The 20,785-nt window shown below is 70.7% G+C and carries 19 protein-coding genes; 13 read left to right on the forward strand and 6 right to left on the reverse strand.

The features are described 5' to 3' along the window. The first annotated feature begins 88 nt into the window (after window positions 1-88). From IFU11_RS06975 to IFU11_RS07000, 6 genes are all read left to right on the forward strand, one after another. Window positions 89-616 carry an FMN-binding protein gene (locus IFU11_RS06975; protein WP_191941435.1) on the forward strand — a complete coding sequence of 176 codons (528 nt, stop codon included), beginning with the start codon at window positions 89-91 and terminating at the stop codon, window positions 614-616. Between the two features lie 20 nt (window positions 617-636). Then, on the forward strand, window positions 637-1,524 hold the full coding sequence (locus IFU11_RS06980; protein ID WP_192018532.1) for an FAD:protein FMN transferase: 888 nt from the start codon (window positions 637-639) through the stop codon (window positions 1,522-1,524). A gap of 58 nt (window positions 1,525-1,582) precedes the next feature. Further along, the gene (locus IFU11_RS06985) at window positions 1,583-3,124 is read left to right on the forward strand and encodes an FAD-dependent oxidoreductase (protein ID WP_192018533.1); all 1,542 of its coding nucleotides are present in this window, start codon (window positions 1,583-1,585) and stop codon (window positions 3,122-3,124) included. 89 nt (window positions 3,125-3,213) lie between these two features. After that, entirely contained in the window at window positions 3,214-4,443 is a 1,230-nt protein-coding gene (locus IFU11_RS06990; protein WP_241160914.1) for a glycosyltransferase 87 family protein, read from the forward strand. A gap of 2 nt (window positions 4,444-4,445) precedes the next feature. Further along, complete coding sequence (locus tag IFU11_RS06995) at window positions 4,446-4,754, forward strand: thiamine-binding protein (RefSeq protein ID WP_064295260.1); 309 nt, start codon at window positions 4,446-4,448, stop codon at window positions 4,752-4,754. Window positions 4,755-4,831: 77 nt separating this feature from the next. Next, window positions 4,832-6,133 carry an MFS transporter gene (locus IFU11_RS07000; RefSeq protein WP_191941432.1) on the forward strand — a complete coding sequence of 434 codons (1,302 nt, stop codon included), beginning with the start codon at window positions 4,832-4,834 and terminating at the stop codon, window positions 6,131-6,133. Between the two features lie 203 nt (window positions 6,134-6,336). Here IFU11_RS07000 and IFU11_RS07005 read toward each other — a convergent pair whose 3' ends face one another. The 5 genes from IFU11_RS07005 to IFU11_RS07025 form a co-directional block, all read right to left on the reverse strand. Then, window positions 6,337-6,987 carry a response regulator transcription factor gene (locus IFU11_RS07005; protein WP_056012577.1) on the reverse strand — a complete coding sequence of 217 codons (651 nt, stop codon included), beginning with the start codon at window positions 6,985-6,987 and terminating at the stop codon, window positions 6,337-6,339. Next, a complete protein-coding gene (locus IFU11_RS07010) occupies window positions 6,984-8,216 on the reverse strand; it encodes a hypothetical protein (protein WP_137243325.1) in 1,233 nt (410 codons plus the stop codon). The genes IFU11_RS07005 and IFU11_RS07010 overlap by 4 nt, the downstream gene beginning before the upstream one ends. Further along, window positions 8,213-9,379: a sensor histidine kinase gene (locus tag IFU11_RS07015; protein ID WP_124769619.1), complete on the reverse strand. Its 1,167-nt coding sequence runs from the start codon at window positions 9,377-9,379 to the stop codon at window positions 8,213-8,215. The genes IFU11_RS07010 and IFU11_RS07015 overlap by 4 nt, the downstream gene beginning before the upstream one ends. 80 nt (window positions 9,380-9,459) lie before the next feature. Further along, a complete protein-coding gene (gene metX / locus IFU11_RS07020) occupies window positions 9,460-10,668 on the reverse strand; it encodes a homoserine O-acetyltransferase MetX (RefSeq protein WP_192018534.1) in 1,209 nt (402 codons plus the stop codon). A gap of 285 nt (window positions 10,669-10,953) precedes the next feature. Beyond that, complete coding sequence (locus IFU11_RS07025) at window positions 10,954-12,279, reverse strand: bifunctional o-acetylhomoserine/o-acetylserine sulfhydrylase (RefSeq protein ID WP_086473990.1); 1,326 nt, start codon at window positions 12,277-12,279, stop codon at window positions 10,954-10,956. A gap of 204 nt (window positions 12,280-12,483) precedes the next feature. Here IFU11_RS07025 and IFU11_RS07030 point away from each other — a divergent pair, with 204 nt between their 5' ends. Next, the gene (locus IFU11_RS07030) at window positions 12,484-13,260 is read left to right on the forward strand and encodes an SDR family oxidoreductase (protein ID WP_192018535.1); all 777 of its coding nucleotides are present in this window, start codon (window positions 12,484-12,486) and stop codon (window positions 13,258-13,260) included. Between the two features lie 88 nt (window positions 13,261-13,348). Here the strand turns inward: IFU11_RS07030 and IFU11_RS07035 are convergent, their stop codons facing one another. Continuing rightward, window positions 13,349-14,887 (reverse strand): MFS transporter, encoded by a 1,539-nt coding sequence (locus IFU11_RS07035; protein WP_192018536.1) that lies wholly within the window; start codon window positions 14,885-14,887, stop codon window positions 13,349-13,351. A 45-nt stretch (window positions 14,888-14,932) separates the two neighbouring features. On the opposite strand from IFU11_RS07035, the gene IFU11_RS07040 reads away from it, so the two are divergent. The 6 genes from IFU11_RS07040 to IFU11_RS07065 all read left to right on the forward strand — a co-directional run bounded on the left by IFU11_RS07040 (window position 14,933) and on the right by IFU11_RS07065 (window position 20,746). After that, entirely contained in the window at window positions 14,933-15,430 is a 498-nt protein-coding gene (locus IFU11_RS07040) for a phosphoribosyltransferase (protein WP_192018537.1), read from the forward strand. 40 nt (window positions 15,431-15,470) lie between these two features. Beyond that, the gene (locus IFU11_RS07045; RefSeq protein ID WP_192018538.1) at window positions 15,471-16,208 is read left to right on the forward strand and encodes a Type 1 glutamine amidotransferase-like domain-containing protein; all 738 of its coding nucleotides are present in this window, start codon (window positions 15,471-15,473) and stop codon (window positions 16,206-16,208) included. Between the two features lie 3 nt (window positions 16,209-16,211). Continuing rightward, window positions 16,212-16,931: a uracil-DNA glycosylase gene (locus tag IFU11_RS07050; RefSeq protein WP_192018539.1), complete on the forward strand. Its 720-nt coding sequence runs from the start codon at window positions 16,212-16,214 to the stop codon at window positions 16,929-16,931. 65 nt (window positions 16,932-16,996) lie between these two features. Continuing rightward, window positions 16,997-17,578 (forward strand): GNAT family N-acetyltransferase, encoded by a 582-nt coding sequence (locus tag IFU11_RS07055; protein WP_085513310.1) that lies wholly within the window; start codon window positions 16,997-16,999, stop codon window positions 17,576-17,578. 132 nt (window positions 17,579-17,710) lie between these two features. Then, window positions 17,711-19,141 carry an amidase gene (locus tag IFU11_RS07060; protein ID WP_192018540.1) on the forward strand — a complete coding sequence of 477 codons (1,431 nt, stop codon included), beginning with the start codon at window positions 17,711-17,713 and terminating at the stop codon, window positions 19,139-19,141. Window positions 19,142-19,336: 195 nt separating this feature from the next. Beyond that, window positions 19,337-20,746 carry an NtaA/DmoA family FMN-dependent monooxygenase gene (locus IFU11_RS07065; protein ID WP_256430760.1) on the forward strand — a complete coding sequence of 470 codons (1,410 nt, stop codon included), beginning with the start codon at window positions 19,337-19,339 and terminating at the stop codon, window positions 20,744-20,746. The last annotated feature ends 39 nt before the right edge of the window (window positions 20,747-20,785 follow it).

Here is a 20,785-nt window from a genome sequence, read left to right on the forward strand (position 1 = left end):
AGCTCAGGACACTGGTGCCACCGCGGCAGAGACCTCGCCGCGGCGGCCGCCGCACCGCGGCACACACATCGCCCGAGGAGATTGAACGATGCGCAACCCCACCACCACCCAGCCTCCCGTCCGCACGCCACGCCTGTCCGTGGCGGCGAAGAAGACGACCTTCGCGGCCCTGACCGGCCTCACCCTCGTCGGCAGCCTGGCCGGTTGCTCGGCGGCCGACGCCGGCAGTTCGACCACGACCACGTCGCCCGAGACGAAGAGCACGGCGGCGCCGGAGGCGACCACCTCCACCGACGCCGCGGCGGGCTCCGGCTCCACCGACTACCAGGACGGCTCCTACACCGCGGACGGCAGCTACCAGTCGCCGAACGGCACCGAGTCGATCACGGTGACCGTCACACTCGCCGAGGACAAGGTCACGGCGGTCGACGTCGTCTCGCACGCCGAGAGCGCGAACAGCAAGCGCTACCAGGCGGAGTTCATCTCCGGGATCGCCGCCGAGGTGGTCGGCAAGGACATCGACAGCCTCAAGGTCTCCAAGGTCGCCGGTTCCTCGCTCACGAGCGGCGGTTTCAACTCGGCCATCGACACGATCAAGACCGAAGCGAAGGGCTGAGCCGCGGGGCCGGACCGACGATGAGCGAGACGACACTGCGCTTCGAGGCGATCGGCACCGGATGGGAGCTCGACACGGCTCTGCCGCTCGAGCCCGAGACCGCAGAGGCCGTCGCCGCGTGCATCGACCGGTTCGACCGGACCTGGTCGAGGTTCCGGGACGACGCGTTCATCGCGCGGTTCGCCGCCGGCCCGGTCTCGACCGCCTTCCCCGATGATGCGCGCGAGGATGCGGTCGCGCTGCTCGACACGTACCGGCGTCTGCACGATGCCACCGCCGGAGCCGTGACGCCGTTCATCGGCACCTCGCTCGAACGGCTCGGCTACGACGCCTCCTACTCGCTCGTCCCCCAGGGCCCGGCGGTCGCCGCCCCGCACTGGGACGACGTGGCCCGATGGGACGGCGAGGTGCTCGAGACGAGCCGTCCGCTCGTGATCGACATCGGCGCGGCCGGCAAGGGGCGGCTCGTGGACCTCGTCGCGGACCTCCTCCGCAGCCACGGCCACGAGTCCTTCACGGTCGACGCCTCGGGCGACCTGCGTCACGAGCACGGGTCCCGCGTGGCGGACCCGCTCCGCATCGCGCTCGAGCATCCGTACGATCCCAGCAAGGCCATCGGGGTCGCGACGGTCGACGACGGAGCCCTGTGCGCCTCCGCGACCAATCGTCGTGCCTGGGGCGACGGGCTCCACCATGTCATCGACGGCCGGACCGGTGAACCGACGAGGACCGTCGCGGCGACCTGGGTCACCGCCCCGGGCGCGATGGTCGCCGACGGACTGGCCACCGCGCTGTTCTTCACCGATCACGAGACCCTGGCGGAGGCGTTCACCTTCGAGAGCGTCCGTATGTTCACGACCGGTCTCACCGACCGGTCCGTCGGGTTCCCCGGCGAACTCTTCACCTGAGTCACGCGCCACAGGGCCTGAGCCCGGACGGCACCATCTCCCAGAAAGCAGACCGCACATGAACGGCCGCACCGGCTCCTTCTTCGGCACCGTCCTCGGGCGGGTCACCATGTACCGCCTCGTGACGCTGTCACTCGGCACCCTCGCGATCTACGCCTTCGTGCTGTCGCTGTTCGGGCAGGTGTTCTACAAGCCGCTCGAGCTCCTCGCCACCCTGGCCACGCTGCTCGTCGTCGGCTACCTGACGAACCGCCTGTTCGGTGCGCTGTTCCAGGTGCAGCCGCACAGCGAGTCGTCCGTCATCACCTCCCTCCTGCTGTTCTTCATCCTGTGGCCGACGAGCGAGCCCACCGCGCTGGCCTGGATCGCCCTCGCCGCCACGGTCGCCTCGGCGTCGAAGTACCTGCTCGCGATCCGAGGCCGACACGTCCTCAACCCGGCGGCCATCGCCGCACTCGTGATGAGCGTGCTGGCGAGCTACGTCACCCTCCCCGGCGTGTCACCGTCGGTCTGGTGGGTCGCCAACCCGTGGCTGCTGCCCGGTGTCGTCATCCTCGGCGGACTCGTCCTCATCCGGACGAAGCGACTGACGATGGCACTCGTCTTCATCGTGCTCTCCTGGGCGCTCGTCACCGTCCGGCTCGTCACCGGCGGTCAAGAGCTGGGACCGGCACTGCTGGCCCCACTCACGTCGTACCCGATCCTCTTCCTCGCAGCGTTCATGCTCACCGAGCCGCTCACGCTTCCACCGCGGCGCTGGCAGCAGCTCGCCGAGGCGGCGATCGGCGCGGTGCTGTTCTCCATCCCGTTCATGCTCGGCCAGGTGGCGTCGACCCCCGAGCTCGCGCTCATCGTGGGCAACGTGCTGGCCTTCGCCGTCGCCCGTCGTCGGGGGATGCGACTGACGCTCGAAGGCACCCGCGCGCTCACCCCGACGGCGGTCGAGTACCAGTTCAGCTCGAAGCGGTCGATCCCGTTCGCGGCCGGCCAGTACCTCGAGCTGTCGTTGCCGCACCGTGGGGCCGACGTCCGCGGTTCGAGGCGCGTCTTCAGTATCTCCTCGCCGCCCGACGACGACCGTACGATCCGCGTGGCCATGCGTGTGCCCGAGCGGGCCAGTAGCTTCAAGCGGGCGCTGAGCGCGCTGCCGGTCGGCGCGAGCCTCTCGGCGACCGGCGTGTGGGGCGACTTCGTCCTGCCGAAGGATGCGAGCAAGCCGATCCTGCTCATCGCCGCCGGGATCGGGATCACCCCGTTCGTCAGCCAGCTCTCCCGGCTGCACCTGCGTGCCGACCAGCGTGACGTCGTCCTGGTCTACGTCGTGTCCGACCCGCAGGAGCTCGCCTACGCGGCCGAGCTCGAGACCTGGGGGACACCGGTGCTCGTCGTGGGACCGACCGACGACGTCCGGCTGCCGGACGGCTGGCGTGGCCTCGGACCCGGGCGCCTCGACCACGAGCGCCTCGCCGAGGCCGTCCCCGACCTTGCCGAGCGGGAGGTCTTCATCTCCGGTCCGCCCGCGATGATCGAGGCCCTGAAGCCCGCCCTGCGCGGGATCGGCGTCGGACACGTCCGCACCGACGCCTTCAGCGGGTACTGATCAGCAGGCTCGCGGAGCCGACCCACTCGGGCGTCGAGCGAGTGGCGGACCGGTCCCATCGGCGGCACGAGCCTAGGATGGTCCACGTGATGCGGCGTTGGCTCCTCTGGTGCGGGTTCGGCCTCGTGCACCTCCTCGTCGGGTGGCTGTGCCTCGTGGCGGAGGGCCTCCCGCTCGGCGACGTCGTCCTCGTGTACCGGCCGTGGGTCGAACAGGCGACGTCCGGTGGCCCGATCCCCGCCATCGACCAGCCCTGGGTCTATCCGATCCTCGCGATCGTGCCGATGCTGATCCCGCTGCTGCTCGGCAGTGCCGGGTACGGCGTCGGCTGGCTCCTGCTGGTGACCGCGATGAACGCCGGGGCGTTCGCGGTCCTCCTCGGCAACGGCCACTCGCGCCCACGGCTGATCGCGGCATGGTGGTGGCTCGCGTTCCTCCTCCTGCTCGGACCGATCGCGCTCGCCCGGATCGACTCCGTGACCGTCCCCATCGCGATCGTCGGGCTCCTCTGGGTCGCCGGCCGCCCGCGGGTCGCCGCCGTCCTCCTGACGCTCGCCGCCTGGATGAAGATCTGGCCGGCGGCGCTGATCGGCGCGATCGTCCTGGCGCACCGCCATCGCGGTCAGGTCCTGGTCGCGGCGGCGGCGACGTCGGTCGTGGTCCTCGGGGTCGGCCTCGTGCTCGGCGGTGCGAACGCCGTCAGCTTCGTGACGGAGCAGACCGGACGTGGTCTCCAGATCGAGTCGCCCATCGGCAACGCCTACCTGTGGCTCGCCGTCCTGGGTGTCCCGCAGAGCTTCGTCTACTACGACCGCGACATCCTGACCTTCCAGGTGACGGGCCCGGGCGTCGACACGGCGATCGCCGTCATGACGCCGCTCCTCGGCCTCGCCGTCGCCGGTGCGGTGCTCCTCGGGGTGCTCGCGGTGCGGTCCGGACGCCCCCTCGTGCAGGTGCTCGCGCCGTTGTCGCTCCTCTTCGTCCTCACGCTCATCATCTTCAACAAGGTCGGGTCACCGCAGTTCGCGATGTGGTTGGCGGCACCGGTGATCCTCGGGATCGTCCTGCAGCGTCGGCGCTTCCTCGCGCCGGCCGTGCTCGCGCTGATGATCGCCGCGCTCACGCAGCTCGTCTACCCCTACCTGTACCTCTGGCTGCTCAACGTCGACCCGGTCCTCGTGACGGTGCTGACGGTCCGCAACCTCGCCTACCTGGTCCTCGCAGGCTGGGCCGTCCACGCGTTGTTCTCGCCGCACCACCACGACGAAGACGTCTCCTCGGCGTCCATCCTCGTCCCCGCTCGAACCCACAAGGAGTGACCATGCTCGTCGCCTTCTCCGTCGCCCCCAGCGGCACCGGCAACTCGGACGGTTCCGTCCACGACGCGGTCGCCGCCGCCGTGCGGATCGTCCGAGAGTCCGGCCTGCCCAACCGGACCGACTCCATGTTCACGACCATCGAGGGGGAGTGGGACGAGGTGTTCGCGGTCATCAAGGACGCCACCGAGGCGGTCGGCGCCTACGGTAGCCGGGTCTCACTCGTCCTCAAGGCCGACATCCGTCCCGGCTACACGGGTGAGCTGACCGCCAAGCTCGACCGCCTCGACGCCGCGCTCGAGAACGACGGCTGAACCCACCGGGAGGCGGTGGTCCGGTTTTGCCGCTCGGGGGACTCGAATCGATTCGAGGATTCCCGTACACTCGATCCATGCCCACCATCCTGGACGGGTCGACGCAGCTGTCGCCGACCCGTGTTCGTCTTGCCATCCTCGCGCTCGCCGTCGGGGCGTTCGGCATCGGCACGACCGAGTTCGTGGCGATGGGTCTGCTGCCGAACATCGCGACCGACCTCCTGCCCGAGCTGGCCGCGCGCAGCCAGGAGCAGGCGAACGCGCAGGCCGCCTGGTTGATCACGGCGTACGCGCTCGGCGTCGTCGTCGGTGCGCCGACGATCGCCGCGCTCGTCGCGCGATACCGGCGTAAGACCGTCCTCCTCTGGCTGGGCGTCGCGTTCACCGTCGGCACGCTCGCGTCTGCGCTCCTGCCGAGCTTCGGCCTCGTCCTCCTCGCACGGTTCGTCGCGGCGCTGCCGCACGGCGCCTACTTCGGCATGGCCGCCCTCGTCGCCGCGAGTCTCATGGGGCCCGGGAAGCGCGGAAAGGGCGTCGCGCTCGTCATGACCGGGCTGACGATCGCGAACGTCGTGGGCGTGCCGTTCGCGACCTGGGTGGGCCAGGAGTTCGGGTGGCGCTCCGCCTACCTCATCGTCACCGGCATCTTCGCGCTCGCGACCGTGACCATCTGGTTCGCCGTGCCGGTGCAGGCGGGCAACCCGCAGCAGACGATGCGTCGGGAGCTCCGTGTCTTCCGTCGCGGCCAGGTGTGGTTCGTGCTCGGGTTCGGGTCCATCGGGTTCGGCGGGCTCTTCGCCGTCTACAGCTATCTCGCGCCCCTCGTGACCGAGGTCGCGGGGGAGTCGGCGACACTCGTCCCGTGGGCGCTCGCGACCATGGGGGTCGGCATGACGATCGGCAACCTGGTCGGCGGGCATCTCGCGGACCGCGGGGTGAAGCGGGCCCTGATCGTCTTCTTCGCGCTCATGATCGTGGTCCTGACCGCCTTGGCACTCACCGCGACGTGGACCCCGACCATGTTCCTCTTCGTCTTCGCGGTCGGCTTCGCGTCGCAGGGCCTCGGTCCGGCGATCCAGACGAGGCTCATGGACGTCGCGGGTGACAGCCAGTCGCTCGCCGCCGCGCTCAACCACTCGGCGCTCAACATCGGCAACGCGCTCGGGGCGTTCCTCGGCGGTGTGGTCATCGCCGGTGGACTCGGCTACCTCGCCCCGGTCTGGACCGGCGTGGTGCTGACCGTGATCGGCCTCGGGATCGTCATCACGAGCTTCACGGTCGAACGACGGCAGCTCCGGCGCGAACTCCTGCGGGCGAACGACGCCGAGGAGCGCAGGATCGCGGACCGCAATCCGCCGACGGCACCGATCCCCGTCTGACCGATACCCGGCGCCCGTCCCGGCCCGTGGGGTGGGGTGCCAGCGCGGTGCGCTCGCACGAGCGCACCCCGCACGCGTGAGCGCGGGTCTCCGGAGATGCGCGCCGACGTCTCCGGGTAGCGCTCACGCCGAACAATGCGGTCTCGCGTCAGCGCACCGCGCTGGAACCGATACCCGCGCGCTCGCGTCGGCGCACCGCGCTGCTAGTCGACGATGATGCCGTCGAGGATCGCCCGCTTGCGCAGGGCGACCTTCGTGCCGACGTCGATGCCGGCGTTCCGGTACTTCTCGCGGATGCGCTTGAGGTAGCTCTTCGCGGTCTCGTCGGAGATGCCGAGGCTCTCGGCGACCATCTTCACGGGCTCACCCGCGGCGTACAGCGCCATGACGCGACGCTCCTGCGCGCTGAGGCGGGGGCCGGTCCCGGAGGCGCCGCTCGCCAGGGCGAGGTCGAGCTCGGGGGAGATGTAGGACTCACCGCGTGACGCCGCACGGAGGGCGTGCACGATGGTCTCGGCGTCCTCGCTCTTCGCGAGGTAGCCCAGGGCACCGGCGGCCAATGCCTCGCGGACGACCGCCGGGTCGCTGTAGGTGCTCATGAGGACGGTCGTGACGCCCGTGGTCTTCAGCGTCGCGAGCTTGACGGCGACCGGGACGTTGTCCTTGAGGTCGACGTCGAGCAGCAGGACGTCGACGGGGAAGGCGGGGTGCGTCAGCAGCTCCGGCCAGGACGGGGTCACGACGACGAGTTCGATGTCGTCGGCGACGCTCCTGATCCATTCGGTGAGCGCACCGAGCAGCATCCGGTGGTCATCGACGATGCCGACCCTGATGCGAGACTCCTGTGACGTCATTGACGTTCCCCTTTCCGCTGGCCCGCAGCAGGATTGTCGACGGTGCTGTCGATCTCGATCCTGATCCGGGATTTCTGGTACGTGTCCGTAGAGCTGCCCACGCGTCCGAGCGCTTCCCACACCGCGGGATCCACCTTGGCGCGTTGCACTCCGACCGCTTCGAGGACGATCGGGATGACGAGCGCACCAGATCGGCCCGGTCGTTCGGAGCGGTCGACCGGTCCGAGCGTCAGCACAGCTCTGGCACTCTGCGCATCTGCTTCCCCGAGGAGCAACCATACTGCAGAGAGCAGGCCATCCCGCTGATCCGTTGCGAGATACGTCGCAAGTCGCTCGGGGTCGCGCAGGGTCGCGCGGTCAGACAGCACGGACGACTCCTGGAACGCGTGCTCGAGCCAGGACTCCTTGCCCTCGGACATGAGATGACGTCGGAGCTCGGTCGCGAGACGGGAGGCGCGCGCGGCGAGCTCGGGGCTGAGCGGGAGGTCGACCGAGCCGTCGGCGACACCGACGAACAGCTCCTCCGCTTCGAGGTCGAGGGTGACGAGCTCCTCCGAGTCGAAGAACCCCAGTGCGTCTCGGACGCTCGCGACGGTGGAGGCGACCATGACCCGGTCGAGTTCGAGACGGACGATCCGCCGGTACTGGGAGACGATCGCGCAGGCGATGAGCGGCGGGACGACGGCGACCGCGGCGAAGAGCAACTCGGCCCCGAGTGTCGCGGTCTGGGTCCGCGTGACGGTGAGGATCGACCCCACGAGCATCAGCCCGAGCACCACGGTCGCGGCGGCGATGTCGCGGACCGGGCGGAGGGTGACGACCGCGAGCAGGACGCCGCCGACCGCCGCTGCCGCCGTCGGATAGACCCCTACGGCGTCGCGACTCCAGACGCTCGCGAGGTCGAGTGCGGCGACCACCACCAGCTGGATCAGGAGCGCGACGAACAGCCGGTCCGAGAGGTGGAACGCGGAACGGCGGAGCAGGAGGAAGGTCGACGCGATCGCCGCGGTGAGCAGCAGCCAGGCGACGACGCTGAGCAGTGGTCGCGGATAGTGGTGGACCGATCCGACGAATCGGATCGCGGCGTAGACGACGAGGATGAGGCCGGACACCGACAGTCCGATGCCGAGCTGTGTCGTTCCGAGTGACGAGCGCTGCCGGTCGATGGCGCGCCGATGGCGGTAGCGCCGGGTCGGCCCGGTGGCCTCAACGAGGGCGTCGACACTCATGCTTGCGGGACCTCCAGGATGACGGTCGTCCCGGCCCCCGGGGCGGAGAAGACGCGCGCCTGTCCACCGACCTCCTGGATGCGCGCGACGACCGATTCCGCGACGCCGAGGTGGCCGTCCGGCACGGCCGACGGATCGAACCCGGTGCCGGTGTCGGTGATGAGGAGTCGGGCGGTCAGCTCGTCGATCGAGACCGTGACGTCGGCCGAGTCGACGCCGGAGTGACGCCGGACGTTCTCCAGGCACTCCCCGAGCGCGAGGAGGAACGCTTCCCGCACACGTGGGTCGAGGTTCGCCTGTCCACCGCCGTAGACGTTGACCGTGAGGCCGAGCCCGGCGAACCGGTCCGTCACGGCCTCGATGCCCTCGTCGAGGGTGAAGTCGGCACCGCGCTGCAGGATGTACGAGCCGGAGGAGACGGGGCTGAGCTCCTCGCCGAGGCGGAGGCTGCGGAGCAGATGCGCGTCGTTCCCGGCCTGCGAGCGGAGGGCGGCGGCATCGACGCCTCGTCCGGAGTGGGCGAGCATGGTGAGGGTCGCGAGCGCGGTGTCGTGCAGGAGTCGTGCGTCCTGTCGTCGTTGCGACTCGGCCTGACTCGCGAGCCGCTCCGCGTTGTAGGCGCTGCCGATGGTGTCGACCCGACGGATGAGTCGGGGGATGCTCGTGTCGAGCCACCCGCCGAAGGCGCCGATCGCGATCCACACGACCGCGGTCAGGCCGATGGTCGGGATCGTGAGCGCGGTGGGCCCGGTGACGACGATGATCGTGACCGCCGTCACGACGAACGCGGTCAGGAGCAGCGGCCAGGTGCGCCGGAGCGGCACGAGTCGGGCCGCGACGGCGCCCATGCCGAGGGAGGTGATCGCGGCGATCGCGCTGGCGGAGCCGACCTGGCCGGTGTTCCCGTCGGACAGACCGATCACGATGACGACCCCGACACCGACCAGGAACACCAGCACCACCCACCGACGGCCGTCGTACTGCTCGGCGGCCACGTGGGTGAGCGCGAGGGCGGCGACGAGGACGAGGAGGACGGTGTACCGACCTCCCGAGACGACGCCCGGGACGCTGAGGATCATCGCGGCCGTGACGCACCCCGCGAGTCCGAAGAGACGCGTCGTGCGCAGCAGCAGCCGTCGCTGGGTCCTCGCCACCCGATCCATGCTCACGCTCCTCTGAGGAGTCACCTTATCGGGTGACACGACCGCCGCGGAACGGGTGTCGGACAGACGGGGCGCGGCTGTCAGACGGCGAGGAGCCGGCTGAGATGCGGGGCGACCAGCGCGTTCTCGATGAGGAAGCCGTCGTGTCCGAAGTCGGACCGGAGGACCGATGGTCGGGTGCCGTCGAGGTTGCCGGGGAGATGGAGCGCGATCTCCTCCTGCCCGCTGACCGGGAAGAGCCGGTCGCTGTCGATCCCGAGCACGAGCGATGGACCGGTGTAGGCCCGCAGCGCCGCCCCGACGCCGCCACGATCGCGTCCGACGTCGTGCGAGTTCATCGCCTCGACGAGGGTCACGTAGCTCCCGGCGTCGAAGCGTCGGGTGAACTTGTTGCCGTGGAAGTCGAGGTAGGACTCGACGGCGAAGCGTCCGCCGCGCCCGAGCGGGCTCACGCTCGACTGCCAGCTGCGCTCGAAACGGGCGTTCAACTCACCCGGGCTGCGGTAGTTGAGCAGGGCCATCCGGCGGGCGAGCGCGAGGCCGCGGTGCGGGCCCTCACCGTCCGGGGCGTCGTAGTAGTCGCCGCCCTGGAAGTGGGGATCCGTGCGGACCGCTTCGAGCTGCACGAAGTTCAGGGAGATCTGGTCGGCCGTCGTGACCGGGGGTGCGGCGATCACGGCCAGTCGGTCGACGAGTTCGGGGTGGGTGGCGGCCCACTCGAGGGCGTGCATGCCGCCCATCGAGCCACCGATCACCGCGGCCCAGCGGTCGAGTCCGAGGTGGCCGAGCAGTCGGTGCTGGGCCTCGACCTGGTCGCGGATCGAGGTGTACGGGAACCGCGAACCCCACTCGACGCCGTCGGGCGCGAAGGAGGAGGGGCCGGTGCTGCCCTGGCAGCCGCCGATCATGTTCGGCGCGACGACGAACCAGCGGTCCGTGTCGACGGCGAGTCCCGGACCGACGATGCCGGCCCACCACCCGGCGGTCGCATGTCCGTTGCCGGCACCACCGAGGACGTGGCTGTCTCCGGTGAGCGCGTGGAGGATGAGGACCGCGTTGCCGCCGCCGTCGTCGTCGAGCGTGCCCCAGGTCTCGTAGGCGAGTCTGGCGTGCGGGATGCTTCCGCCGTGTTCGAAGTCGAGGCGGCCGAGCGGGGCGAAGAGCCGGTCGCCTGGCCGGTCGCCGTCGCGCCAGGCGCCGCTCGAGGGCGGGTTCGCGAGCAGGGCGCCGACCTCGGCTTCGGTCACGAAGCGGGAGGGCACGCTGTCTTCCGGGGTCTGCCAGTCCATAGGTCTCCATTGTGGCGTGCCCTGGGGCGTCGACCGGCCGTGTTACGTCACCCGATCGGTCGAGGTCGGCGCGGTGCGCTGGCGCGAGTGCGCTCCCGTCGGCTCCGGCGCACCGGAACGGGCTCGAGTGACGGGGAACGGGCCCGAGCGACGCGGAACCGGTCCGAGTGCGCAACGAACGACGCGAGCGCGGGTCTCTGGAGACCCGCGCTCGCGGTTGTGGGGTGCGCTCGCGTCAGCGCACCGCGCTGGCGCAACCCGGGAAGGACACGTTGCGGGACGGACTCAGACCCGGGCGGCCTCGACGACCTGCTTCGCGGCGGTCAGACCGGCCTGGAGGTCGGCCGTGATGTCGTCGATGTTCTCGAGCCCCACCGAGAGCCGCACGAGCCCGGGCGTGACGCCGGCCGTGAGCTGCTGCTCCGGGGTGAGCTGCGAGTGCGTCGTCGACGCCGGGTGGATGACGAGCGAACGGACGTCGCCGATGTTCGCGAGGTGCGAGAACAACTGCAGGGAGTTCACGAAGGCGCGGCCGGCGTCGACCCCACCCTTCAGCTCGAAGGACAGGACCGCTCCGACACCCTTCGGGGCGTACTGGTTGGCCGCCGCGTACCAGGGGCTCGACGGCAGACCCGAGTAGTTGACGCTCGCGATGTCGGGGTGGGCGTCGAGCCACTCGGCGACCTGCTGGGCGTTCTGCACGTGGCGCTCGATGCGGAGGCTGAGCGTCTCGATGCCCTGGATCAGCTGCCAGGCGCTCGCCGGGGCGATGGCCGCACCCAGGTCGCGCAGGAGCTGCACGCGCGCCTTGATGATGTAGGCGAGCGCGTCACCCACGGCGTCCGTGTAGACCGCGCCGTGGTACGAGGGGTCCGGCGTCGTGAGGCCCGGGAACTTGTCCGCGTGCCCGGTCCAGGAGAAGGTGCCGCCGTCGACGATGACCCCGCCGATGACCGTGCCGTGACCACCGAGGAACTTCGTCGCCGAGTGGACGATGATGTCCGCTCCGTGCTCGAAGGGACGGATGAGGTACGGCGTGGCGATCGTGTTGTCGACGATCAGCGGGACGCCGGCCTCGTGCGCGACGTCGGCGACGAGGCGGATGTCGAGGATGTTGATCTTCGGGTTGCCGATGGTCTCCGCGAAGAACAGCTTCGTGTTCGGGCGCACCGCACGCCGCCACTCCTCGGCGTCGTCCTGGTTCTCCACGAAGGTGGTCTCGATGCCGAGCTTCGCGAGCGTGTACTTGAAGAGGTTGTACGTGCCGCCGTAGATCGACGAGGACGACACGATGTGGTCGCCAGCCTGCGCGATGTTGAGGACGGCGGAGGCCTCCGCCGCCTGGCCGGACGCGAGGAGGAGGGCACCGCTGCCGCCCTCGAGCGCGGTCAGACGCTCCTCGACGACGGCCTGCGTCGGGTTCTGGATGCGCGTGTAGATGTTGCCGAACTCCGCGAGGGCGAAGAGGTTCTTCGCGTGGTCGGCGTTGTCGAACACGTAGCTCGTCGTCTGGTAGATCGGCGTGGCCCGAGCCTTCGTGACCGGGTCGGGCGCGGCTCCGGAGTGGATCTGCTTCGTCTCGAACTTCCAGTCGTTCGTGGCATCGCTCATGGTGGATGGTCCCCTCTGCTCGGGTGGTCGGTGCTGCTCGGGTGATGGGTGCCGCCGGTGTGGCCGCTCGGTCCGACAGCGATGTCGCCGGGCGTGGCTCCGGGTGGTGCTCCGTCGTGACCCCGAGGCTACCGGCCCCACCTGCACGCGCCAACCGCGCGGACACACGGCGTAACGGCTCGGCCCGGTGGCTACCCTGGAGGCATGACGACGAGACGTGTGGTGGTGACCGGTGCGAGTTCAGGGATCGGGGAGGCGACCGCGAGGCGATTCGCTGCCGACGGCTGGGACGTCGTGGCGGTGGCCCGCCGAGCAGAGCGGCTCGAGGCGCTCGTCGCGGACATCGGCGGTACGGCGGTCGTCGCGGACCTGACCGTGCAGGCGGACGTCGACGCGCTCGCCGCCCGGGTGGAGGAGCTCGGCGGCGCCCAGGCGCTCGTCAACAACGCGGGCGGTGCCTTCGGCCTCGCGTCCGTCGAGGACGGCGACGCGGAGGACTGGCGGCGCATGTTCGACATCAACGTCCTCGGCACGAAGCGCGTGGTCCAGGCGCTCCTGCCGATCCTCCGTCGGAGCATCCCGGAGGGTGGTGCCGCCACCATCGTCGGTGTCACCTCGATCGCGGGCCACATCGCCTACGTGGGTGGCGGCGGGTACAACGCGGCGAAGTTCGCCGAGCGCGCCCTGTTCGAGGTGCTGCGGCTCGAGCTCAACGGCGAACCCATCAGGGTGATCGAGGTGGCGCCGGGCATGGTGCACACGGAGGAGTTCTCGCTCGTACGCTTCGGTGGCGACCAGGACCGCGCCGACGCCGTCTACGAGGACGTGCCGGATCCGCTCTCGGCCGACGACGTCGCCGAGGCCATCGTCCACGCGACCTCGCTGCCGCCGCACGTCAACCTCGACCTCATCACGATCAAGCCGGTCGCCCAAGCCGCCCCGTACCGCCTGGCGAAGGGGCCGTTGCGCGTCGCGGAGTAGACCCTTCGACAGGCTCAGGGACCGGTCGGGAGTTCAGGGACCGGTCGGGAGTCCAGGGACCGGTTGCAGTCAGGGACCAGGCGGGAGGTCAGTGACCGGTCGGGTGCTCAGCAGCGGGATCGATGCGTGGCCCGGGTTCCGCGTCGACCGGGGCCGCGTCCGCGAAGGCGAGTTTCGGGACGAAGCAGAGCAGGACGGCGGCGACGAGCGCGCCCGCCCCGCAGATCGCCCAGACCGTGAGGTAGCCGGACAGGCTCGACGCCCCGGCCGTGACGGCCTGCGTGGCGCCGGCGAACAGGACCACGCCGAAGACGGCCGAGGCGAAGGAACCGCCGATCGTCTTCGTCGTGTTGGTCAGCGCCGACGCGACACCCGTCTGCCCGCGAGGTGCGGCGGCCGCGGCCGCGGCCGGCATGGCTCCGACGAGCGCACCGGAGCCGAGCCCTGCGATCGCCATGTTCAGGAAGACCTGCCACGTCTCGAGGTGGAAGGGGAGGAACAGCAGGTACCCGACCGCGACGAGTGAGGCGGCGATGATGAGCGCGATCCGAGGCGTCGCCCAGCGCGACACGAGTGGGAACAGGAGCGCACCGACGATCATCGAGATCAGGTAGGCGCCGATGAGCGTGGAGATGTCGCCGGCGTCGAGCCCGAGTCCGTACCCGTTCTCCCGGGGTGTCCCCGCATAGGTGCTGAGCGGGGCCTGGGCGCCGAGCAGGCTGATCCCGATGAGCCCTGCGGTCAGTTGCACCGGCCACATGTTGGGTTGCCGGAGCACCCGGAGGTCGATCGCGGGGTCGGGCTGCCGCAGTTCATGTCGCCCGAACGGCAGGAACGCGAGCACGCCGATCGCGATGAGCCCCCACACCCACCACGTCTGCGGACCGTTGAGTCGCAGGAAGGTCAACCCCGAGGTGATGAGGAGGAGCGCGAGGCTGAGGAGCACGAAGCCCGCGAGGTCCAGGGTCCTGCCCGGCAGGGGTTCGGACTCCGGGACGCCGAAGAGGATGGCGAAGAAGACGAGGGTCACCGCGACGGCCGGCAGCATCATCGTGAGCGGGATGTCGCCGCCGAGGGCGGTGAGGATGCGTCCACTTGACAGCGCACCGATGATGGCGCCGGCCTCGAGCGCCACGACGAGGAGTCCGGCGGCCCGGCGGGTCTGCGAGGCCCCGGTGCCGGAGCGACGGCCCCGCTCGAAGATGAGTGCGATTTCGAGTGGCAGCCACACGACGTAGAAGCCCTGCAGCGCCCAGGCCGCGAGGAACGACCAGAAGTCCCCGGCGACGACGAGCCACCAGCTGGCGCCGGCCGTCAGCACGGTGGAGACGAGGAGGACCCGCTTGTGCCCGAACATGTCGCCGAGCTTCGCGAGGATGGGGACGACGAGCGCCGACAACAGCAGCTGCGCGGCCTCGAACCAGTTGAAGTCCGCGTCGTGGATGCCCAGGTGCTCGACGAGGTCCGGGATGAGCGGGACGTAGTAGCCCTGCAGGACGCCGCTCGTGATCTCGACGAGGAACAACCAGCCGATGAGGCCTGCGGTGATGCCAGCTGCCGACCCACGGATCGACGTCCGCCATCCGGTCGCCGAGGCTCCGCCGGTCGTCGTGCTGTCTCGCGCCATGTGGGGATGGTACAGGCGGCCCGGCCGGCAGGATAGCGTTGGAGGATGTCGACCGAGAACCCCAGCGCAGTGTCCCCGGAGCGAGAGGTCCTCGACTGGCCCACGTTCGGTGACGCGGCCCGCGAACTGTCCAGTGCGATCGTCGCGAGCGGGTTCCGACCCGACTCCGTCGTCGCGATCGCGCGCGGTGGGCTCCTGCTCGCCGGTGCCATCGCCTACGCCCTCGACGTGAAGGCGTGCGGCGCGCTGAACGTCGAGTTCTACACCGGGGTCGACGCGCGTCTCCCCGAGCCCGTCGTGCTCCCGCCGCTGCTCGACGTGGCCGGGTTGCCGGGGAGCCGGGTGCTGCTCGTCGACGACGTGTCCGACTCGGGTCGCACGCTCGCGATGGTGCTGGAACTCATGCAGGCGAGCGGCGCGGAGGTCCGCACGGTGACGCTGTACGAGAAGCCGCAGACGGTGCTCCGTCCCGACTACGTGTGGAAGCGCGTCGACCGCTGGATCTCCTTCCCCTGGTCGACGCTGCCGACGATCACGGCCTGATCGTCCCCGCCTGATCCGGGGTGCCGGGTAGGGTCTCAGGGTGAGTGTTTTCCTCCTCGGCGGTCCGGCCGCCCCAGAGACCGAGTCGACCGTCTACGCAGCGTTCATCGCCGAGGCGGCCGCGCTCGCGGTCGTCGCCGGTCGGTTGGCCCCGCGCATCGCGATCGTCGTCGTGCACGACGGTGACGGGCTCGAGCAGTCCGCCGCCCTGGAACGCGCCGTGGCACGCTCCGGTGAGATTGAGGCGATCCGCGTGGTCGTCCGCGAGGGTGGAGTGGTCGCGCAGGCTCAGCTGGCCGAGGTCGACGGGATCGTCGTCGGCGGTGGGCTGCCCTCGGCCTACGCGGAGGCGGTCGCGCCGGTCGCCACCGACATCCGACGCCTCGTCGCGTCCGGTCTGCCCTACCTCGGCATCTCGGCCGGCGCGATGATCGCCGCCGAGCACGCGATCATCGGCGGATGGCGTGTCGGCGAGGTCCCCGTGAGCCCCGAGGCGGCGTCCGAGGAGCTCGACGAGGTCACGATCGGCGACGGTCTCGGGCTCGTCGACATCGCCGTCGAGGCGCACGCCGCACAGTGGGGCACCCTCGGGCGCCTCGTCGCCGCGACGGAGGCCGGGGTCGTCGAAGGTGGTGTCGCGATCGACGAGAACACGGCGCTCGTCGTCGGGCAGGGGGCGCTCTCCGTCCTCGGTGGCGGCAGTGTCTGGCAGGTCTTCACCGCCGAGCACGGGGTCGTCGTCCGCACGATCGGCGCCGAGCAGCCGCAGCAGCAGTAGTCCATGACGGACGGCATCCTCGGCGGCAGCCCGGCACAGCTCGCTGCGGCGGGGTCGATGGACGAGGGCTGGGCCGACGCGCTCGCACCCGTCGCGGACGACCTCGCGACGATCGACCACTGGCTCGCGGCCCAAGCGGCGGCCGGCGCCCGATGGTTGCCGGCGCCCGAGCTCGTCCTGCGGGCCTTCCGCACGCCGTTCAGCGCGGTCCGGGTCCTCATCGTCGGGCAGGATCCGTACCCGACCCCCGGTCATCCGATCGGTCTGTCGTTCGCCGCGGACCGGGAGGTGCGCCCGCTGCCGCGCAGCCTCGCGAACATCCATCGGGAACTCCGCGAGGACCTCGGCGTCCCGACGCCGGAGCACGGCGATCTCAGTCCGTGGACCCGACAGGGCGTGCTCCTCCTCAACCGCGTCCTCACGGTCGAGGCGGGTTCCGCCGGGTCGCACCGCCGACACGGCTGGGAGGCGGTCACGGAACAGGCGATCCGCGCGCTCGCCGCACGCCCCGCACCGCTCGTGTCGATCCTCTGGGGCAAGGACGCCGAACGACTGGCGCCGCTGCTCGAGTCATCGAGCGACCCCGACCGCCACGTCATCGTCTCGGCGCACCCGAGTCCGCTCTCCGCCTCGCGGGGCTTCTTCGGCTCGAAGCCGTTCAGCCGCACGAACGACTTCCTCGTCTCCCGCGGCGTGGACCCGATCGACTGGTCGCTCGACTGACGACCGGGTCGTGGCGTCGGCCGCAAGGGCTGTCCGCCGACCCACCCCCTCGTTAGGCTTGGGGGATGCTGGAAGAGGAGTACGAGCCGAGGCGCCGACTGCCGCCGCACCTGCGCAAGCCGCCGACCCCCGAGACGCCCTTCGCCTTCACGATGCGCGACGCCACTGCGGCCGACCTGCCCGACATCCGGGCGATCTACAACCACTACGTCGCCAACAGCATGGTCACCTTCGACGAGGACGCGATGACCCTCGCCGAGTGGCGCTCCAAGTTCGCCTACCTGCAGCGGCTCCAGCTCCCGTTCATCGTCGCCGTCAACCCGACCGGACAGATCCTCGGGTACGCACTGTGTGCGCCGTGGAAGCAGAAGCGCGCCTACCGCTTCACGGTGGAGAGCTCGATCTACCTCGGAGCCGCGGCCACCGGCAAGGGCCTCGGCACCGATCTGCTCGGTGAGCTCATCGAGCGCTCGAAGGCCGCCGGGCTCAAGGAGATGCTGGCCGTCATCGCCGACAAGGGCGCCGAGTCGTCGATCGCCCTGCACGAGAAGTTCGGGTTCACCGAGGTGGGCCGCATGGGCCGAGTCGGGTTCAAGTTCGACCGCTGGATCGGCACGGTCCTCCTCCAGAAGTCCTTGAAGCGCTGAACCGGTCGACGCCCTTCGACAGGCTCAGGGACCGGAACGGACAGGGAACAGGGACCGGAACGGATAGGGAACAGGGACCGGGACGGCCGGGGAACGGGGACCACCGGAGACCGCCGCCTCTAGGCTGGTCGCATGGCGGAACTCCACGAGCTGACGGCGCTCGAGCAGTGGCAGGCGTTGCAGCGGGACGAGGTCTCACCGACGGAGCTCGCCCGGCACTACCTCGACCGCATCGAGCGCCTCGACGACGCGATCGGCGCCTTCACCTCGGTCGCCGCCGGATCGCTCGCAGAACGCGTGGAGGCGGTCGAGGCGCTTCCTCGGACCGCACCGCTCTGGGGACTCCCGATCGGCGACAAGGACCTCGTGTCCCGTGCCGGTCAGCCCGTCCGCTTCGGGTCGCGGCTCACCGCGGAGGTCGTGGCGACGACCGACGACGAGCTGGTCGGCGTCCTCGACCGGGCCGGTGCGGTGAGCCTCGGGAAGACCGCGACCCCGGAGTTCGGGCTCTACGGCTACACGGAGCCGCTCGACGGGGTGCCGACGCGGAACCCGTGGGCCCTCGACCATGGTGCGGCCGGGTCGAGTGGCGGGGCCGCAGCCGCCGTCGCCGCGCGGCTCCTCCCGTTCGCCCCCGGCTCCGACGGCGGCGGCTCCGTCCGCATCCCGGCGGCCGCCTGCGGGCTCGTCGGCCTGAAGCCCACGAGGGGGCTCGTCCCCGCGGGCTCCGGTGTCGACCGACTCGCCGGCCTGGTCGTCCCCGGGCCGATCGCCCGGACCGTCGCCGACGCGGCGCTCCTGCTCGACGCGATGATCGAGCGCGTCCATGGCCGCATCGACCATCACTTCACGCTGCGCGCACCCGACGCCGACGACGGACCCCTGCTCGGGCACGCCGTGCGCGGCGAGGGCCGGTTCCAGTTGGCGGTCCTCGACGGCTCACCCTGGGACAGCGCCTTCGAGCTCACGGTCGACCCGGAGGCCCGCGCCGCCGTCGACGTCGCCACCCGGGCGTTCACCGCGATGGGGCACGGCCTGGAGGAGCTCACCCTTCGCGACGCCGAACGGTACCCGTCCGACTTCACGACGATCTGGCAGGCCTCAGCGGCCGGTGTCCCGGCGTCCTCGGAGGCGGAGCTTGCGCTCCTCGAACCCATCACGAGGTCCCTCGTCGAGCGCGGTCGGGCGCTGCCGGCGACCCGGCTCGTGGAGACGCTCGCCAGTCTCCACCGGTTCGAACGCAGCGTCCTCGCGCAGTTCGCGCCGTTCGACGCGATCATCACGCCGGCGCTCGCCCAGACACCACGGCCGATCGGGTGGTACGACCAGGGCTCGCCCGAGCTGAACTTCGAGCAGCAGGTGCGCTACGCGCCGCACACCTCCTTCGTGAACGCGACCGGCCTGCCGGCCATCACGCTCCCGGTGCACGAGACGTCCGAGGGGCTGCCGATGGGCGTCCAGCTGATCGGGCGTCCCGGAGGCGAGGCGACCTTGCTCGCCCTCGGTGCGCAACTGGAGCGGCGACTGCGTTGGCAGGACCGCGTCCCGTCCGTCGCCCGCTGACCGGTCGTCGCGCTCGCGTCGCCCGGTGGCGTATGACGGGATGTGACACGGCGGCCGGACCTCGTCCCTCCCGCTGCGCCTAGGGTGCTCAGGCGGCCCGGTCCGGACGGACCGATCGCCGCTCCACCGGAGGAGTCGATCATCAGCGCACAGTCCAGCCCAACGCAGTCCAGCCCCAAGCAGCTCATCCTCAACCTGTTCGAGATGAACTGCGTGAGCCACATCACCCACGGCCTCTGGCGCCTGCCGGACAACCGACGCGACCAGTACACCGACATCCGGTACTGGACGACACTCGCCCGGACGGCGGAGGCGGGCGGGTTCGACGCGATCTTCATCGCGGACGTGGTCGGCACCTACGACGTGTTCCGTGGCGGCCCGGCCGACGCCCTGCGCGAGGGCCTGCAGATCCCGAACAACGACCCGCTGCTCGTCGTCCCCGCGATGGCCGCCGTGACCGAGCACCTCGGCTTCGGCATCACCTTCTCGACGAGCTACGAGCCGCCGTTCGCCTTCGCCCGTCGCATGAGCACCCTCGACCACCTGACGAACGGCCGTGTCGCGTGGAACATCGTCACCTCGTACCTGCCCAACGCCGCCCGGAACTTCGGCCTGGCCGAGGAGATCCCACACGACGAACGGTTCGCGATCGCCGAGGAGTACCTGGACGTCCTCTACAAGCTCTGGGAGGGCTCCTGGGACGACGACGCCGTCGTCCGCGACCGTGAGGCCGGCGTCTACTCCGACCCCGACAAGGTGCGGTACATCGATCACGTCGGACGCTACTTCCAGGTCGCCGGACCGCACCTGTCCGAGCCGAGCGCGCAGCGGACACCGCTGCTCTACACCGCGACCGCATCGCCGGCCGGCATCGCGTTCGCCGGTCGGCACGCCGAAGCCGTGTTCACGGGCGTGCGGGGTCCAGGTGGTGCAGGACCCCTCCTGGAGCGGTTCCGTGCGGCAGCGGCCGACAACGGACGCGACGGGGCCGCGCTGAAGATCGTCGTCCAGGCCGCCGTCATCGTCGCGCCGACGCAGGAGGAGGCCGAGGCCAAGGCCGCGCAGTACCGGGAGCACGCGAGTATCGTCGGCCGGTTCGTGCACGCCGGGCTGCCGTTCGACCCGCTGGCCCACCCGGAGGACCGGACCGTCGCCGAGGCGCTCGCCGCAGAGGGGGTCCCGGGGGACGCCCTCCCGCCCCAGGTGACGGCCGGCACCGTTGGCGACTTCGTCAGCCGGGTCGGCAGCGACCTCGAACGGGACTTCTTCGCCGTCGGCACCCCCGAGGTCGTCGCCGACGAGATCGAGCGATGGTTGGACGAGGTCGGTATCGACGGCATCAACCTGCGGCAGTACCACAGCCTCGACACGCTCACCGATTTCGTCGAACTCGTCGTGCCGGAGCTGCGTCGCCGAGGGCGGCTGCGCGACGCGTATCGACCGGGGGAGACGCTCCGCGAGCGCCTGACGGGCGGGGCGGCCCGGCTCCCCGACGACCACCCGGCCGCACGATATCGCGGAGGACGGAACCTCGGCGACCAGCACGAGGGGACCGTCGACGGTCACACGGCGTCATCGAGGGAACCCGCGGGAAACCTGTCGTAACAGAGCGGCGGGGTGGCCGGGTGCGCCGACCAGGATGGG

It is taken from the genome of Plantibacter sp. CFBP 8804 (assembly GCF_014841225.1).
GTDB classification, from domain to species: domain Bacteria; phylum Actinomycetota; class Actinomycetes; order Actinomycetales; family Microbacteriaceae; genus Plantibacter; species Plantibacter auratus.